Origin of the sequence: Bianquea renquensis, from assembly GCF_014384895.1 — a bacterium.
GTDB lineage: Bacteria > Bacillota > Clostridia > Lachnospirales > Bianqueaceae > Bianquea > Bianquea renquensis.
On the sequence record NZ_JACRSQ010000033.1, the window covers coordinates 1 to 17,123 of the forward strand.

Annotated in this window: 10 protein-coding genes; all 10 read right to left on the reverse strand. The window is 50.7% G+C overall.

What is annotated here, in order from left to right:
• Nucleotides 1-170 precede the first annotated feature (170 nt).
• The 10 genes from H8730_RS14855 to H8730_RS14900 all read right to left on the reverse strand — a co-directional run bounded on the left by H8730_RS14855 (nt 171) and on the right by H8730_RS14900 (nt 17,084).
• Nucleotides 171-854: a D-lyxose/D-mannose family sugar isomerase gene (locus H8730_RS14855; RefSeq protein WP_177719916.1), complete on the reverse strand. Its 684-nt coding sequence runs from the start codon at nt 852-854 to the stop codon at nt 171-173.
• Between the two features lie 20 nt (nt 855-874).
• Nucleotides 875-1,705, reverse strand: coding sequence for a class II fructose-bisphosphate aldolase (locus H8730_RS14860; RefSeq protein WP_177719915.1), 831 nt, complete (start codon nt 1,703-1,705; stop codon nt 875-877).
• Between the two features lie 99 nt (nt 1,706-1,804).
• Nucleotides 1,805-3,220, reverse strand: a complete 1,416-nt coding sequence (locus H8730_RS14865) for an FGGY-family carbohydrate kinase (RefSeq protein WP_177719914.1) — start codon at nt 3,218-3,220, stop codon at nt 1,805-1,807.
• Between the two features lie 206 nt (nt 3,221-3,426).
• Entirely contained in the window at nt 3,427-4,851 is a 1,425-nt protein-coding gene (locus tag H8730_RS14870) for an ADP-ribosylglycohydrolase family protein (RefSeq protein WP_177719913.1), read from the reverse strand.
• Nucleotides 4,852-4,943: 92 nt separating this feature from the next.
• Entirely contained in the window at nt 4,944-7,745 is a 2,802-nt protein-coding gene (locus tag H8730_RS14875; RefSeq protein WP_177719912.1) for an alpha-L-rhamnosidase, read from the reverse strand.
• 11 nt (nt 7,746-7,756) lie between these two features.
• Nucleotides 7,757-10,990, reverse strand: a complete 3,234-nt coding sequence (locus H8730_RS14880) for a glycosyl hydrolase (protein WP_177719911.1) — start codon at nt 10,988-10,990, stop codon at nt 7,757-7,759.
• A 1-nt stretch (nt 10,991) separates the two neighbouring features.
• Nucleotides 10,992-13,295: a helix-turn-helix domain-containing protein gene (locus H8730_RS14885; RefSeq protein ID WP_177719910.1), complete on the reverse strand. Its 2,304-nt coding sequence runs from the start codon at nt 13,293-13,295 to the stop codon at nt 10,992-10,994.
• A gap of 126 nt (nt 13,296-13,421) precedes the next feature.
• Nucleotides 13,422-15,134, reverse strand: coding sequence for an extracellular solute-binding protein (locus H8730_RS14890; RefSeq protein ID WP_177719909.1), 1,713 nt, complete (start codon nt 15,132-15,134; stop codon nt 13,422-13,424).
• A 57-nt stretch (nt 15,135-15,191) separates the two neighbouring features.
• Nucleotides 15,192-16,118, reverse strand: a complete 927-nt coding sequence (locus tag H8730_RS14895; RefSeq protein ID WP_177719908.1) for a carbohydrate ABC transporter permease — start codon at nt 16,116-16,118, stop codon at nt 15,192-15,194.
• A 21-nt stretch (nt 16,119-16,139) separates the two neighbouring features.
• The gene (locus tag H8730_RS14900) at nt 16,140-17,084 is read right to left on the reverse strand and encodes an ABC transporter permease (RefSeq protein WP_177719907.1); all 945 of its coding nucleotides are present in this window, start codon (nt 17,082-17,084) and stop codon (nt 16,140-16,142) included.
• Nucleotides 17,085-17,123: the final 39 nt, after the last annotated feature.

Here is a 17,123-nt window from a genome sequence, read left to right on the forward strand (position 1 = left end):
CTTCTTTCAGATTCCACCTCGCGATGGACACCCTTGCTGTTCGGCTATGTGCTTCGTCGTTGCCTACGCGCACTCGGGACTTTCACCCGTTAGAGAACGCCCATGCTGGGCAAACAAAACTACATCTGAAATCGAGGATTTCAGATGTAGCCGTCTGATTACAACTAAGGTTATTCTTTCGCAGCAGGGTATTCATTGCCCAGCAGGTACAGCGGCGCTTCATCTTCTTCAATTGCGGGAAAACGGCCGGTTTCCTCGTAGAAACGGTTATCCACACGGTCATCGTTCACCTTGGAAACTTCGCCGAGAAGAATTCTTCCAGTCCCCTTTTCCCCCCAGAAAGAGTGGTACATTCCGCTGTACAGCGTGATGCTCTCACCGGGGGTAATCCGTATGACGGAACCTGCCGGCACATGGTAATGGTGCCCATCCACCATCACCTTTACCGGCGTATCGGCGAATTTTTCATCCTCTGTAGAATTATAGACCTTTACCATCAGATTCCCACCGCCGCGATTAATGATGTCCTCCATTTTGCTCCAGTGGAAATGATACGGCGTGATCTGCTCTTCCTCCACAATCAGCAGTTTCTCCGCGTAGGGTTTCACATACTGTGGATCATTGAAGTTTCCGTTCCGAATGGTAAACATCAAGAGCCCGATCTTCCGGTAATCGCCGGAGCCAAAGTCCGTGATGTCCCATCCCAGCATATTGTCCCGAATCTCATTGTAATCGCTTCCTTTTTCCGCCCAATCCTCCGGGCTCCAAAAGGCAAAGGGGGGCAGTTTAAAGTTCATTTTCTGGATAAACTCTACCGCATCCCGCATAATCTGATTCAATTCTGATCTCTTCATGTTCTCTCCCCTTCTTGATATTATATTTTTCCGCTGAAAATATCCATCGCATGGCCAACATCCGCGGTCATGGCTTCTTTCGCCGCCAGCGCAATATCATGATAAAATGTCATATCAGCCATCTGCTGCACACCAGCACCGCCAGCCTTTGCCATATAGGTATAGTAATTGATCTTTCGAATTCCAAGACCAATCACCCGCCGGTAATCCTCGTCGCTGACACCGCTCCCGCCGTGCATGACCAGCGGAACATCCACCATCTCATGGATCTTCTCCAGCCGCTCAAAATCCAGTTTCGGCTTTTTCAGATAAATCCCGTGAGCTGTGCCGAAGGCACACGCCAGCGCATCGATTCCGGTTTCTTCAACAAAACGCTTCGCCGCATCCGGCTCCGTATATACGCTTACTGACGCCTCGCCGCCTTCCCGGGAACCAAGGGTTCCGATCTCCGCTTCCACACTGGCATTGGTTTGTGCCGCCAGTTCCACGATGATCGACGTGTTGGCGCAATTTTCTTCATATGGAAGTTCTGAACCGTCATACATAACGGAGGTAAACCCCATATCCAGCCCTCTCTTGACATAGGCGAGATCGACCCCGTGATCGAGATGGACACAGACTGGCACTGACGCCTTGTCTGCCAGTAAAAGCATAATCTCCCCCATCTCATCCAGCTTGGCAAGGCCCATCTCCTCGTGAACCTGCGCATGCATAATCACCACAGGCAGATTTCGTTCCTCCGCCGCTTCAAGCACCGCCGTTAAACTTTCCAGGTTGGGCGTGTTAAATGCGCCCACCGCTAACTTTTTCGCTTCTGCGATTTTTAAAACATCCTTCAAAGTAACAAGCATCTTTGACTTCCTCCGAGAAATTAATCTATTGCAACCAGATATCACCGCATATGGATTTGTCTGCTCCGCGCTCCGGTATTTGCCAACTGGGCGCCGCCGTTACCGCCAGTTTTTTGCGGCCGTATAGATTTGGACATATTTTTCGTACAGTTCTCTGTATGCGTCTCCCTTTCCACTGTCCGGATAAAAAGTCTTTCCTTCTTTCACGAACAGCGCTTTCGCCCCTTGCAGATCGGAAACCATGCCCACTGCCACCGCCGCCAACATCACGGTTCCCAGCGTGCCCACCTCCGGCGCGTCGATAGCGGTAATGGGCAGCCCCAGAATATCCGCTTTCATCTGCAGCCAGACTTGGCTCTTCGCACCGCCCCCTGTGGCAAACAGCATATTCGGGCAGATTCCATATGTAGAAAGGCGCTCTAGATTGACCTTCATCTCATACGCTACCCCTTCCATGATACTGCGGTACAGGTCAGCCGGCGTAGTCTCAAGGGTTATCCCCGCGAACACCGCCCTCGCTCCCGCGTCCATATAGGGCGTTGCCGCACCGGCGAAATGGGGGACAGTCAGAATCCCGCTTGGATCGGGGCGGATTCCCGCGTCCAGCTCTCTGTAGGAGCTTTCCGGAGCAAACTGATCCCGGTACCACTTCAACGCCGTGCCGCCTGTAAAGGAAAAGGCATAGCAGACATATTGATCCCCGGGAAAAGGGACAAAGGCGTAGCCGCTGTCACAAATCTCCTCGGATTCGGGCAGCCGGGAAAAGACCGGCGTTATACACTCCACACTGCCGCTGCCGTCCACGGCGGTGCCGTTTTCTAAAGCGCCGGCCCCAATGGCAGATGCCACCTGGTCGTGCCCTCCGGCAATTATCCTCGCGTTGGGCAAGCCAAAAGCACAGGATGTGCCAACGACAGCGCCACTTTCCACTGGTTTCGACATTTTAGCGGGATCAATGCCCGCCGCCGCAAAAATTTCCTCACTCCATACCTTCCGCCGAATATCTAAGCCCATTGTTCTAGCAGCCAGAGAATAATCAATACAAGCATTCCCCGTCAGCATGTACAGAATATAATCCTGGATCAGGAAAATATGCTTTGTCCGCTCGTACAAGTCCGGTCGGTTCTTTCGGATCCACACAAGTTTCGGGAGGCTGTACATGCCATGTGGCGCGCAATAGGTGATTTTCTTCACCATTTGGCTGTCAAACACTGCACATTCCGCATCGCCACGGGGATCCGTGTACAACATGGAATCACACAGGACTCGGTCATTTTCATCCACCAGCACAAAGGTCTCCCCGAAAGAAGTCACCCCCAGCACCTCCGGCTTCTGCACAGTGCTGCTGATCACGTCCCCCACCGCTTGATAGATCGCTTCCGCGTCTATCTCATGGACATCTTGGGCATGTTTGGAGGCATATTCCCGATACTGTTTCTCGATAAAGTCGCCCTTTTCATTGTATACTGTGATTTTACACCCGCTGGTTCCGATATCCAATCCACCGATTAACATCCGCGTTCCCCCTTTATCTCGAATCTTCCCATGATCGGTGGTTAATCGCTTAACCGTATTTTTATCATACCATATTCTAGTAATTTTGTAAAGTATAACCGCTTCCCCCAGCCCTGCTCTACAGCAGAATAGCAGAAAACCCCTGGAGATTTCCACGCCTTACCGGCTCTACTCTCTCCAGAGGTTTTCTTATAATATGATACATCTTATCCAAGGATTGTGATGGGAATCAGTCCGACAGTCGGATGCCCCATCACCGTAACCTCCGCGATCACCCGGTTGATGGCCTCCACCTGTTCTCCCGCTGTAATGACAGCGTTCCACTCTGCGCTGGCATCGTCTTGATGGAAGAGATACACATCTTTCGCGTACGCGGCAGTAAATCCGTCCGGCAACAACAGCCGGATGTGTAAATGTTTTGCCTCGTATTTCTTGTTAAAGAAGCGAATGCGCACCCCAATGCTTTCATTCGCACGGATTTCTGGCTCTCCATCAAACTCGACTCTGGCGCTGGCGTGGATAAAGTCTACGCTATAGGAATATCCAGGACGATCATAGAGAAACTTAGCCTTTTTTCCGTCAAATAGCGAATCCACGTATTCCTTCGCAATCTCCTGCGGGCCATTCGTCAGTTCCACATCCGCGCCATTGGCCATCAGCACAGGGACGATCATGGAGTATGTCCGCTCTGTCAACTCAGTACACGTGTCCGCGAAGTGCCGGCTTGTTTTGTCAAGCGAAATCGTCACAATCTGATCTCCGATATACTCTTTCCAATCCTCCGGGATGCCAGCACTGCCAAAGGCAATGCCCAGTATGGAACCAAGGGTCGCTCCCGTGCAGTCTGTATCGTCACCGCAGTTGATGGCGTACAGCATGGACTTTTTAAAATCCCCTTCCCCATAGAGCAGGCCAATGACAACAAACCCAACGTTGGCCGGGGCCTGGAACCATCCTAAGTCGGCGCTATCCTCCACAAGCTGATTGCGGGTCGTAATCCAGTCGATCCCCTTATCATAATTGTCCACAACAATTTTAACACTCCGTGCAACACGGCAATCCTCCGGAATCTTAGACAGACCAATGGAAATCAATGTGCGCAGATCATCTACCACAAAAGCCGCGCTTTCTAAAGCGGCTGTAAAGAATTCTGCGTATGTGCCCTCCCCCATGCCGTGGTCGATGCACGCGTCCTCCAGGGCGTATCGAATGGCGATATCGGGACAGCCGGGCGCCATACATGCCCAAATCTCCGAGCGGATCCACGCGCCATTGGAATGCTTCCACTTATTTTTGTATTCGCCCGATAGCGGCGGCAGGAGTCCCGCTTTCATGTTGCATTTGCCAATTCCATATTCGTTCCAATGGGGCGTAATATAGTTGATCCAGTACTCCCCTAAAATCAGCGCGTTCAGATTGTAGGGCCCATTCTCCTCCATTGCCAGCAGCCAGGCCAATTGCAGATCCAGATCATCATTGGGCAGCACAGTCCCCTTTGGAGTTGAAAACCCTTTAATATCCATAAGCTCACGCCGGCCCTCATAGGGGGCCCCCATGGTTCCCCCGATATTTTTGCCCACCCAGCAGGCGTAAATTTTATCCTTTACGGCCGCAGTATTCAGTTTGATCATCTTTCATCCTCCCTTTGACAGTATATACTGTAAGTATAAAGAATGGATGGAAAAAAAGCAGTCTTAAATTTTTACCTGCCAGTAGCGTTTTTTTAGATCCTGTCCCTGCGAATCATCGGTTGTCCGCTGGAGGACTCTTGAACCAATACCGCCCTGAGGACAAAATCATCTCCTCCCCCCCAAGGAAGCGTCAAATAACATCTTGTATTGACCGGGACCCCTACTTCGACCTCCGCCACTTTCCCGCGATCTGTCCAAAATACAAAAATCTCACCGTGGATGCTGTGGAAGGATACTTTCGCCCACGACAACCCTCTTCCAATGACAGGCCGGATGTAAAACTCTCCATATCCTGGGCTCCTCTCCTTGATCCCGCCGATCACAGAAAACAGGTATTCCCCCACCGATCCAAAGGCATAGTGATTAAAGGAATTCATGCCGCTGTCCGCGTATCCCTTTTCTTCCGTGTATCCATCCCACCGCTCCCAAACCGTCGTGGCTCCCATGCGCACCGGATAGAGCCAGGAGGGCGCATCGCGCCTGAGCAGTACGCGATATGCCATGTCATCCAATCCCGCTGCGTGCAGGGCTGGCAGGAGAAGCGGCGTTCCAATAAACCCTGTCGCCAGCCTTCCTTCAAACCGCTCCATTTCCTTTTTGAACTGATATGCGGCGGCCTCCCGCTTCCCATGGGGAACCAGTCCAAGAGCAAAGGCCAGTGCATAGCCGGTTTGGCTGCTATCGCTGATTCTTCCTTCACCGTCGATCAAGTGGTCCGCAAAAGCGGCCCGCGCCTGCACTGCCAAAGCCTGCAAAGAATCTGCGTCCGCGTCTTTATCCAGCGCCCGGGCTATCTCCGCCATACAGTCTAACACCCGGATATAGTACGCCGCCGCTATAACCTCATGGGAGGCGCCACCTCCCAGATTGAGCCAGTCGCCATTGCCGGCGCCGTCTTTCCCTTGCAGGCCCCTTTCATCTGCTTTCTCATGCAAGCCCATGGTAAACTGTACCATAGCCTCGTAGTTCTCCGCCAGGATATCCGTATCGCCATAGCATCGGTACTGGAGATAGGGACAGATGACACCGGCCTCCTGCCACCCCACATTCCGCCTCCCCGCGCCGAAATCCGGGGCGTGATCCGCGAAATATCCTTCTCTTCGAAAGCTGTCCTGGCATATATCCCGTATCCATTTTGAGTTAAAGGCGGCCAGATCCATGTTGTACAGGCCGGTGGGCATAAAAAACTGACCGTCTCCGGTATATCCACAGCGCTCATCCCTCTGAGGACAGTCGGTCGGGATTCCCAGCATATTCCCCCTCTGCGACCATTTTATATTCATCGCCAGTTTGCTGACAAGGGGATCGGAGCAGGAAAAGGCGCCTGTCTCTGCAAAGTCCGTGTGAATGACCTGTGCTTCCATACAATCGGGCAGCGGCTCATAGGGCAGGCCCTCAACCTCGACATAGCGAAATCCCATGTAGGTGAAATAGGGACAATACGCCTCCTGCCCTCCTGCACAAATATAGTCCAAGGTCTGATGTGGCGCCCTCGTCATATGCCCTGCGGAGAGATTCTCTCTATAGACCGTGCCATCCGCATTCAACACTTCGTTGTGAAAAAGGCGGATCCGCGTCCCCTCAGGCGCGTCCACTTTGATTTTGATCCGCCCCACCAGATTCTGGCCAAAATCGAAAACATACACTTTATTCTTCGGGCTCGTCACAGCCACCGCCCGCAGCACTTGTGTCACCCGGATCGGCTCGCTCCTCTGCCAGATCAGCTTGCCGTGCTTCGGTCTGCGTATAACCGCGTTTTTCCACAGGGAATCATCAAATCCATTTTGATCAAAGCCTCTCGGCTCCATTCGGGCATCGAATTCTTCCCCCTCGTAAAGGCCGGAAAACCGTAACCCGCCTTGATCCGTTCCCTTCCAGTTGTCATCGGAAACAACGAGGACTCTCCCCTCTTCCGTCTCCATCTCCAACTGCGCGAGAAGCAAGGGCTCTCTCCCGTATAGGTGCGGCATCTGAGGCCAAAATTGCCACATGCCGCAGTACCATCCATTTCCAAGCCGGGCGCTCAAGGTATTGACACCTCTGCGCAACATGGGCGTCACGTCATAGGTTTGATATTGGACTCTCCGGTTGTAGCTGGTCCACTCGGGAGACAGAATTCTGTCCCCTACCTTTTCGCCGTTTATGTACAGCTCATACAGTCCCAGGGCCGTGGCATAGAGCACGGCCTTGCTGAATTCCTTCGCCGCTGTGAATTCCCTCCGCACATATCTCGGACGCGCCAACTTTTTTTCCCGGAACATCTGGCGAATCGAAAGGGAGGGATTGTGAAACCTAGGCTTGCAGGTGAGCTCCTGGTTGACGATTTTTAAATACTCTTCCGTTTCCTCCCCTAGAATCCCCTCATATTTCGCCTGCCCCCAGCCCTTTCCCCAGCCATTTTTCTCTATGGATTCCCATACTTTGTCCGCGGGCTCAAAGGGCGGCAGGCCATCGTCGGATTCGATGCCGATCCAGCTCGCCTTCCAATCTTTCCTGTCCAAAAGACCCACGCTGAAACTGGCGGTCGGGCTCCAATCCGTGATCACGCCCCGCTCATCCCTCACACACACTCTCCAAAAGACCCGCTGTCTGGAATGGAGAGGACTCCCCTGATACCGGATCTGGCATGTCTCACTTCCTTCGATGAAACCGGTATCCCACAAATCTGGTGCGTCAAAAAGGTGTTCATCCGATGCCGCCTGTATCCAATACGCATGCTGAAACTTGTCTCTTTCCCATGTCTCCGCCGTCAGCTCCCAACTGAATCGGGGATTTCTCCTGTCGATCCCCAACGGTTCCCGCTGATACTCTGTCCGCAAATTGGCAATCTTCATACTTTTCCACCCTAGCGGACTCGCAGTGAGACCGGCCCGAGAAGCCCGGATGCCCTGGGAACGGTGTTATAGTAGGTTGGGATGGTCAGGTAGTGATTATACAGCGTATTGTAGATCTCCGCGCGAATCTGTATTTCCCCTTCCTGCGCAAGCTGGGTGATATCGAACACATACGGCGCATGCATCCGCACGCCTGCGGATCGTCCGTTGACAAAGAGTTCGACCGAACATCCCACGTCTCCGAGATCCATAAAAACTTGTTCATGTTTTGGCACTGTGATGTGCTTCGTATACGCAGCGCCGCCGGAATAACAACGAAGGCCGCTTATCTGTGCCCAGTCACCGGTGTCCATACGGCCTACGCCACAGTCCATGTCCACTGGCTCTGTCAGAGACGCCTCAAAACAGCCTGGCCGCGGCTGAATGACGATCTGAATCTCTCGAGGTTCATCAATCGGAGTTTTGACTTCCGCTCTATACAGGCTGGCTCCATGCACAGCACTGCCGAGCTTTTCAAGTGTAAGCTCTCCCTCATCTCCGAGGACACGCACCTGCCCGACCGCCGCAAACCGCAATTCTTTCACCGCCGGAGGCGCCGTAAACGCAAAGTGGCAGGGCTCGCATTTTTGCAGAAAGTTAGGACAGAAGGGCAGCACGCTGTCCTTGTTATACCAGCTCATGGCAAGAGGGTATGTCTGTCTCGCAGTCTCCTTCTCGCGGTCCAGAATAAAATAGGTCCTGCCTGCTTTATCATAGCGAAGGAGCACCTCGTTGACACCCCTTTTCAGGTTCACCGTCTCCCCCGCAACTGGAGTCTTGTTAATATACATTTGGGCCGCCTTCAAGCTTCCTTGCTTGACATAGGCCTCTGTATCTTCATCGCAGACGACGGCTGTTGCGAGATAATAAATCGTTCCCTCCCCCTCGGGTTCATAGTGGGTGTTGGTCTTAATATTGGTTACGATTTTATTGCCGAGCCCGATGAATTCATCGCTGATCCGCCCTTTAAGCCCATGATAGCTCCCTTGATATCCGGCATCCATGGGAATGCCGTACCGCATGGACATAGTGTATTCCTCAAACGCATAGAATTCTCCGTCCAGCTTAATGCCCGCGCCGGCACTGTATGTATCCATGGCCAAAATCTCTGAATCACAGGGTCTCGTCAGAGGACCAAGTTTGTAAAAATACGTTCCGTAAGAACACATGACTTCCTTTTCTCTCGTGCCCTGCGTAAATGTGAAGAATCGCGCCTGCGCCCCGACTTTTCCCTTGAAAGGCGGCTGACTGTAATCGCCGTACTCGTTATCCATGGTCGGGAGCAGCTCAAATTCCCACTTCCCTTCAATCGGAATCTCTCTGTACACCGGCTCATCCCTTTCCGCTTTTGCCTTTCCCTCATTGTCAAAGGCGATGATCTGGACATCCGTTTCCGAGTGGGGCATTCTGAGAGTGGTACTCTGATCCGTTTGTTTTATGCAGGCCAGCTCCTCCTCCTTGCCACTCCAAGGGTCGAACTCCATGATTTTCCCTTTGGCGCGAAAAGTATACACACCCCCTTTTCGGGCTCCATACACCATGTATACATCTATGTTGTCGATTCTCCGGTGTAGCATATAGGGATGCTCCGGGCCTTCCATATCCGGTATGGTCAAGTTTCGAATCTGCCTCATGACCTCTTCCAGATTTTGAGGATTGCCATTCTTCTGAACGATATCCTGAACCATCCTGTCCAGTTCCACATCGCTTCGTCCCACTCTGTCGGAGGCCAACGGCACCGCTCCCAGCAGCATCACGGAACCTCCGATCTCGGAAAACTCCCATAGCTTCTGTATCGAAGAGAAGCGGATGCTCTTCATGGACGGCACGATAACTGTCTTATATCGCTCGCCAGAGACGCACAGGCATTTGTCCTCTATATCCGCACGGCCCAGGGATTCAAAATCCAGAAAGTCAAAATCCACCGTATGGCGGTACAGAAATTCTCCCGCCGCAAAGGCTGTCTCAACAGACGTCTCCCCGTCCAGACCTCCCTCCACAGCCGCCACGGGATACAGGATCGCAACGTCGCAGACATGGACGCCGCTGCTCAGGAGGAAACTTAGGCGCTTTGTACAGGCGAGGAAGCGGTCCATATGCTTCCAGTACGGCATTCGGAAATGATTGCAGGGCGGAGACCATTCCCAGTACCCGCCGTAAGTTGAGTAATAGAGGCCGTGAAGCGTCAGCAGGTTGTGGCCCAAGGCAAAATTTCGGAACGTTGCGTCCGCCACGTCGTTGGACGAGGTTCCCCACCCGCTGCCGCAAAATCCCTCCAGCCATGTCCTCGGACGCTTGTACAGGTGGGATATGGAGCTGGACACTTTGGACTTGACGATGTCGGAAGACAGATCGGGCTGATCGTTCCCCGGCGCCTGATTCCATCGCTGGGTTCTAAAATAATCTCCGTATTCCGTGACATTCCTCCCCCGGCCGCACGGATCACCGCCGAAGATCATACCTCGCTCTTGATTCCACTGGTAAATGTGTTTGAAATAGCCTTCCTCCGTCAGCTGTACAATGACATCGCAGTAGTCTAGCCGGATCTTCTGGGTTATGTCTCCGATATCCTGGAATATTCCCTTTCTATACGGCATAATGCTGTAGCCTTTGCGCCTTTGAAACTCCTCCTCAAATGCATCGTTCCACAGATTTCCCCGAATATTGAAGGTCAACTCGTCCGAGAAGAAAAAATTTAGCCCTTTCCCTCCCTCCCCAGGAAAATGCTCGTCGAAGGCCCCATAAAATTCTTCAATGACATAACGCCCCAGATTCGGATTCATGGGATCAACGGAATAGGGAACCTCCTGAACCACCACATCTCCATCCACCAGTTCTAGTTTTTTCCCTAGAACCTCCGGATGCTTCGCCGCAATGGCATCCATATACCGCTCCTGGCCTGGAGCCTCCAGTGTATAGTCGCTGAGGGACACCGCAATGCCATATTTCTTGCACTCCTGCATAAACCATCCAACCAGCTCCCACCACTCATCGGAAAAAACCGGGGGATCGCTGTCCATGGTCAATCCGCAGTTTCGTCCGCCAGAATCCGTATGGCAATAGTTAATTTGCAGAGCACAGATATCGCGATCCTTTAACTGCTCCAGCTGCCACAGGAGCCGTTCCTTCGTGATTTTCTCCCCTTCCCACCAGTAAAATGGGACTTCCCCGTACTCATCGGGGGCATCGGAAAAGCGTTCTAGCATGTTATTCTCCCTCTTTTTCATGTGGCTTCGCTTTTTGAATCTCGCTGGGCGTCTTTCCAAAATTTCTCTTATACACCCGATTGAAGACCTGCACGTAATTATATCCCACAGCCTGCGATATGTCTGCCACCCTCATGTCTGTCTTGGCGAGCATATCCTGCGCCTTTTCCATGCGAAGTCTTTCGATGAACTTCGAGAAATTCTCTCCTGTCTGTTCTTTAAACAGTCTGGACAGATAGATTTCCGTGATGCTGAAAATATCCGCTACAGCCGCCAATGATATCATGGGATCCGTATAGTTCGATTCGATATATGAGAGGATTTCCGATATCAGCTTACTGTTTTCATGCCCCTGCTCATGGCCAATACTCCCTGCCAGCTCAATGCAATACTTTTTCATCTCGTAAAATTGGCTGAGATACCGCTGACTCTTGGACATGGACTCATTAAAGGACCTGATTTTATCTGCCACCTGTCCGCAGTATTCATCCGGTATGAGCTTTTGGATTCGATACATGGTGGAAAGCAGACTACTCAAAAATTGCAGCTGAGCGCTCTCCGTCTGATTTCCCTGCTCCATGTTGAGTTTGCCCAGGGACGAAAAAATCGAGCGCGTCTCCTTGCTATTTCCGGATATGACAGCATCGATAAGCTTGCTCTCCGTCTCGATGGGGTAAAAGAAATCCATTGTCATTTCCGTTTCCGCCGCTTTTACAAACCACTGAACCTTCGAGCGATTGTTGGCTCTCCTGTAACTGAGGGCGATTTTTGCCTCCTCAAAGGCAAAATGGAGTTTGCTGATCTTTCTTGTCAGGCTACCGACAAAAGAAATGGAGATGCCAGGATTCTCTTTAAGGCCTGCGCAGACTTCATTGGCCAGATCGTCGATCCGGTCGATGAACTCCTCCTGACTGGACTCATTGCTGGGAATGATCATAGCTTCCTTATAAAAGTCAATGTCAAAATAGCCGCATATATTGGGATCGATAGAATCCATGAGACGATTGATGAGCATTTTTAGAGCGCTGATCTCCTCCAGCGAAGAATTTGCATCGTTGATTGCCACAATCACAACGGCGTACATCTTCTGATCTCCCCGCAGCCCAATGAGGCTAATTCCGTTGGTGTATTCTTCGTCCGTCTCAAAATGCCCATTGAACAGCCGGTAAAAGACTGTATTTTTCTGGGAATCCATAAGGGAGAGAATCTCCTGCTGCATCATTCCATTGGCTGCGATGATTTGTCTCAACTCTTCGTTGATGTCGTCAAATTTATATTTCTGTTTTTTGTTTTTCGCGGAGCTCTGAAGGATATCCACAATCGCATTGATAGGCTTTGTGGTTTTGATGGATGCGATATAGATTAAGGCCAGGGTCATCAATAGGGCAAAGGCCATCATTCCGCCAAAGAGCAGCCGGATGGACTCCGTCTTCTCTAGCACATTTTTCAAATCCATGGCAAAATAATATTCAAACGTGTTTTGTTCCTCTTTCACATAGGAGATGAACATCTTTTTCCCGCCGACAGACTGAATAAAGTATCCACCCTCGCCGGCAGCCTTCTCCCGCACACGGGCCAGCACCGTATCGTCCGGGAGCCCCTCACCCAAAACAACGTTCCCGTCCCGCCCTGTGATATAGAGAAACCCTTCGCTGTTGTCTAATATTTGCTTAAAAAGCTGGCTGATTCTAGAATTATTTAGGAGCACAAAGATCGTTCTATGGTATCCTGCCAGCTCCACTGTGTCCGCATATACCAAATAATTTCCGTAGGTGTCTTTCCGTCCAATACACGCATCGTATAGAAACTCATCTCGATATTGCGTAGTCAGAAAATCGATACCCGCGCTCCCAGTATCCTCCAGCCCAAAATGAATCGGAGAATACCCCTCTGCCAGCCTTGTATAAGCGGAGCTTTGCGTTACAAGAGCACCAGACTTTTCCGAATACAAAAAAATGTCGTCGAATGTGGAATTCAGTCTCAACAGAGACGCTATATATTTTTGTACATTGATTATATCCGTAATACAATTTGGATCCCTCATGGGATCCCCATCCGCAAAAAAATCATTGGCTTGCTGATTCGACCGCAGATTAATCGCCAGGTGCCGCATGCCGATGATATATTCGTCGATCATCTTGCTGTTCTGCTCTACGGCATTGACGATGGACTGGTATTCCTCCTCCTTCACTATCCTGACCGTATCGAGATATATAAACATCGTCAGAGCGACTGGTATTACGGCTACGCTGCAAAAGTACATAAAATATCGCCAGATAAAGAAGTTCTCCCTATTTCTTTTCATGCCCCCACCTTCCCCGCCTTTAATTCCAAGTCTCCTCCATTATAGCAAGCTTTGAGATGCGCGTAAAGAAGAAAAGCGCCGCCAGAGCCAAACTATGACCAAAGCGGCGCCTACTCCTATACTACTTTATTTGTTACTTTCATCATACGTTTTCTGATAGGCTGCGATGTAATCCGACAGTCCCAGCTTTTCCAGATCTGCCAGGTACGCGTCCCATTCCGCGTCTATATCCTTCTGCCCCGTAATAAAGGCAACGATGGCTGATTTCACATAGTCGTTGATAGGAACCGCTTGATTGGAGAGAGCTGTCGCCGTGTCCGCGTCGGCCCACATGGGCTTCTCAGATTCCCCTTCGCCTCTATACTGAGCATAGGCGGCGGTATCACGGATGAGACGCGCTTCATAATTCTCAGCATCCAAAATATCGCCTTCAAATTGAAGTTTTGCCTTCCAGTCCGCCGGGAACAGCATTCCAATCCCCCATGTCTTACTATTCGACAGCTGGGAATAATTTGTCCCATCCGATAACATTTTCCACTCGGCCTTCAATCCTGTTACGCCCGTTGCTCCAGGATCAGCCTTTGCCCAGGACTCATTCTCCGGGCCAAAATCCATCCGGTTGACAACATATCCGTCGCAGAAGAAATCGAGCAGGCGGAAGGCCACAGCGGGTTTTTCACATTTGTCTGTGATGGCGGCGCGCCCTCCAGAAGTATACAGATCATCATACACCGGCGTTCCCTGGTATCCGTCAGGGCCCTTCAGAGGCATAAGCGCCTCATACTGGTCGGCAAGCTCACGGTTGGTAATGTCAATGCCCATGGCGAGATGTCCGGCCCCGAAGCTTCCCAACACCGTCGGCTCCGCATTGCCCAATTTCAGCAGAGAGTTCAGATCCTGGGTAAAGGCAGCGGGATCAATAAGTCCTTCATCATACAGTTCCGCTAAATACTTAAGACCATTTTTGAAAGCGTCAGTCGTAACCGGGGATGAGAAGACGCCGTCCTTAAACATTTTGATTCCACCATCAAAATGACAGAAAGCATTCATGATAAATAAATAGGGATCCGCTGCCCATGTATTGGCCGCTCCGGAGAGGGGGACTTCATCCTTCTGCCCATTTCCGTTGGGATCTTCATCGCGGAAGGCGATGAGCACATCCTTGAACTCCTCCGTCGTCGTCGGTACCGATTTTCCCAGCTGTTGAATCCAGGCGGTATTGATCCAGAATTTGTCGGATATCGATCCGTGGCCAGCAGCGCCTTCACTGCGGGGGATAACATACACGTTTCCATCAGGAGCGGTCATGGACTCTTTGATGGTCGGAATGTCCTCCCAGATCTGCTTAATATTGACGCTGTATTTTTCGATATAGTCGTTCATGGGGATATAAATCTTTTCCGTCATGCCGTACTTTACAATGTCGAGGTTGGACCCCGCCGCGCCATACAGGATCACTTCCGGATACGTGCCAGTGCTGAGAGCCAAATTCAGCTTCTCATCATACCCATCCGCCGGTGATATCTGCATATCCAATTTGATATTGGTCTGCTCTTCCACAAAATGGGTGAAGTCATTGTCCACAAGATCGTTGATGTTGGCATTCTGCGGCAGCATGACCGACAATGTCGTCTGCTCTGTGACAATGGGCAGCTCTCCAGCCGGCGTCACGCCATCCTCGTTGGTGGCGTTGCTCCCAGCTGCGCTGGAATCCGGATTTGAGCTCGGATTCGAATTCTGGCTGGAATTTCCGGTGTCATTTTTACACCCGAACACCATGGCCGTCATGCTCATGACCACAAGGAGCATCGCGATGATACTTTTCATGTTCTTTCTCATACCTGTCCTCCATTTTCATGTATTGCTCACAGAGGCCGCGCCTCCGGTAAGCTCCTGTCAGCCCTTGATGGATCCCACCATGACACCCTTAATAAAATATTTCTGGATAAAGGGATAGAAGATCAGCAAGGGGATGCTGGATACGACGATGAGCGAGTATTTGAGCAGCTCCGATAGATACTGTTTTTGCATCATATCTGTGATACTGCCCATCTTGTCAATTGCCGTGAAGTCCACATTATTTTGTACCAAAATGTTGCGCAATATCAGCTGTAACGGAAATTTTGATGGTGTATTGATATACAGCAGCGCGCTGAAATAGGAATTCCACATGGACGTAGCCGCGCTCAGCGCTAGCACCGCCATGATGGGCTTTGAAAGCGGTAGCACCATATAGAAAAAACACTGAAAATAGCTTCCTCCATCGATGCTCGTCGCTTCAAAGAGCTCCTCCGGAATGCTGGATTTGATGAACGTCCTGGTAATAATAACATTCCAAGCCCCCGTCAGGCCGGGAAGGATCAACGCCCACATGGTGTCCATGAGGTGAAGTTTTAGGATCAGTAGGTAGGCTGGGATCATACCACCGCCGATGAACATGGTAATGGTGTACAGGACCGTAACCAATTTTTTGGCGGGAAATTCCTTTCGGGTGAGGGGATACCCTACCATCATGGTGAGCATGACACTTAGAACCGCATAAACCGCCGTATAGATAATGGAGTTCCCATATCCTGTCCATACCTGCGAGGTGGCAAATATGGCCTGGTATCCCTGAAGGCCTGGATCGACAGGTAATAGGACAACCTTCCCCCGAATCAAAGCTGTCGGGGAGGAAAAGGAAGCGCTGATCACATAAATAAGGGGATACAGAACCGCTAGGGTAAAAAGTCCAAGAAATGTATAAATACATCCCATATAGATCCTATCCGGTACGGTCAGCCGAATTTTCTTCGACTTATGCCTCTTTCTCGTTCCAGTCATAGAGCATCCTTCTTTCTTACGCTAGAATAAGCTGATATCGCTGATTTTGCTTGCGATCTTATTGACAATAAAGAGAATGATAAAGTTTACCACCGCATTGAACAGGCCGATAGCCGTTGATAAACTGAATTGGGCATCCTTAACACCGATTTTGTACACATAGGTGGAGATGATCTCCGACACGGCATAGTTGGACGCATTCTGGAGGAGAAATACCTTCTCGAAGCCAACGCTCAAGATACTCCCCGTATTGAGAATCAAAGTGATGACGATGGTGGGAAGGATGCAGGGAATATCAATGTGGATGACTCGTTTCAGCTTCGTCGCTCCATCGATGGTGGCCGCCTCATACAGGGATGCATCGACTCCGGAAAGAGCGGCAAAATAGAGGACCGAACTGTATCCCGCTCCCTGCCAAATTCCGGACAACACGTACATAGGCCGAAAGGCTTCTTTTTTGCTGAGAAAATCGATAGGCTGCCCTCCAAAAGATTTGATGACAGAATTGACTATCCCGTACCGGTAGTGAAGAACCTGCATCATAATACTGACAAGCACCACGGTCGAAATAAAATAGGGCGCATAGGTAACCGTCTGCAGAATCTTTTTCGTTCTCGCATGGCTGAGTTCATTGAAGGCCAGAGCCAAAAGGATCGGAAAAGGAAACCCGATCACGATAGAATACACGCTGAGAAGCACCGTGTTTTTCATAATCTGCCAGAAGATTGGCATCTCGAAAAACTGACGAAAATACTTAAAGCCAACAAATTCACTGGCAAGACCTCGCCTAACGCTATAATCCTGAAATGCAATAAGATTGCCTACCATAGGGATATAGGAAAATACCAGCAGCAGCAGAACTGGAAGCGCACATAACACATAGAGTTGCCACACCTTACTATGCTTCGCGCGCAAACTCTTATGTGGTGTACGTGGCACTTTCGCTACTCTAACTGAATGATTCATTTTCTGTCCACCCAACCTCTCAAAACAAAACGTTTTTTG

What these genes read in the sequence shown, in the direction of transcription:
- H8730_RS14855 (WP_177719916.1), bottom strand. Translation starts at nt 854, where the DNA reads ATGAAGAGATCAGAATTGAATCAGATTATGCGGGATGCGGTAGAGTTT.
- H8730_RS14860 (WP_177719915.1), bottom strand. Translation starts at nt 1,705, where the DNA reads ATGCTTGTTACTTTGAAGGATGTTTTAAAAATCGCAGAAGCGAAAAAG.
- H8730_RS14865 (WP_177719914.1), bottom strand. Translation starts at nt 3,220, where the DNA reads ATGTTAATCGGTGGATTGGATATCGGAACCAGCGGGTGTAAAATCACA.
- H8730_RS14870 (WP_177719913.1), bottom strand. Translation starts at nt 4,851, where the DNA reads ATGATCAAACTGAATACTGCGGCCGTAAAGGATAAAATTTACGCCTGC.
- H8730_RS14875 (WP_177719912.1), bottom strand. Translation starts at nt 7,745, where the DNA reads ATGAAGATTGCCAATTTGCGGACAGAGTATCAGCGGGAACCGTTGGGG.
- H8730_RS14880 (WP_177719911.1), bottom strand. Translation starts at nt 10,990, where the DNA reads ATGCTAGAACGCTTTTCCGATGCCCCCGATGAGTACGGGGAAGTCCCA.
- H8730_RS14885 (WP_177719910.1), bottom strand. Translation starts at nt 13,295, where the DNA reads ATGAAAAGAAATAGGGAGAACTTCTTTATCTGGCGATATTTTATGTAC.
- H8730_RS14890 (WP_177719909.1), bottom strand. Translation starts at nt 15,134, where the DNA reads ATGAGAAAGAACATGAAAAGTATCATCGCGATGCTCCTTGTGGTCATG.
- H8730_RS14895 (WP_177719908.1), bottom strand. Translation starts at nt 16,118, where the DNA reads ATGACTGGAACGAGAAAGAGGCATAAGTCGAAGAAAATTCGGCTGACC.
- H8730_RS14900 (WP_177719907.1), bottom strand. Translation starts at nt 17,084, where the DNA reads ATGAATCATTCAGTTAGAGTAGCGAAAGTGCCACGTACACCACATAAG.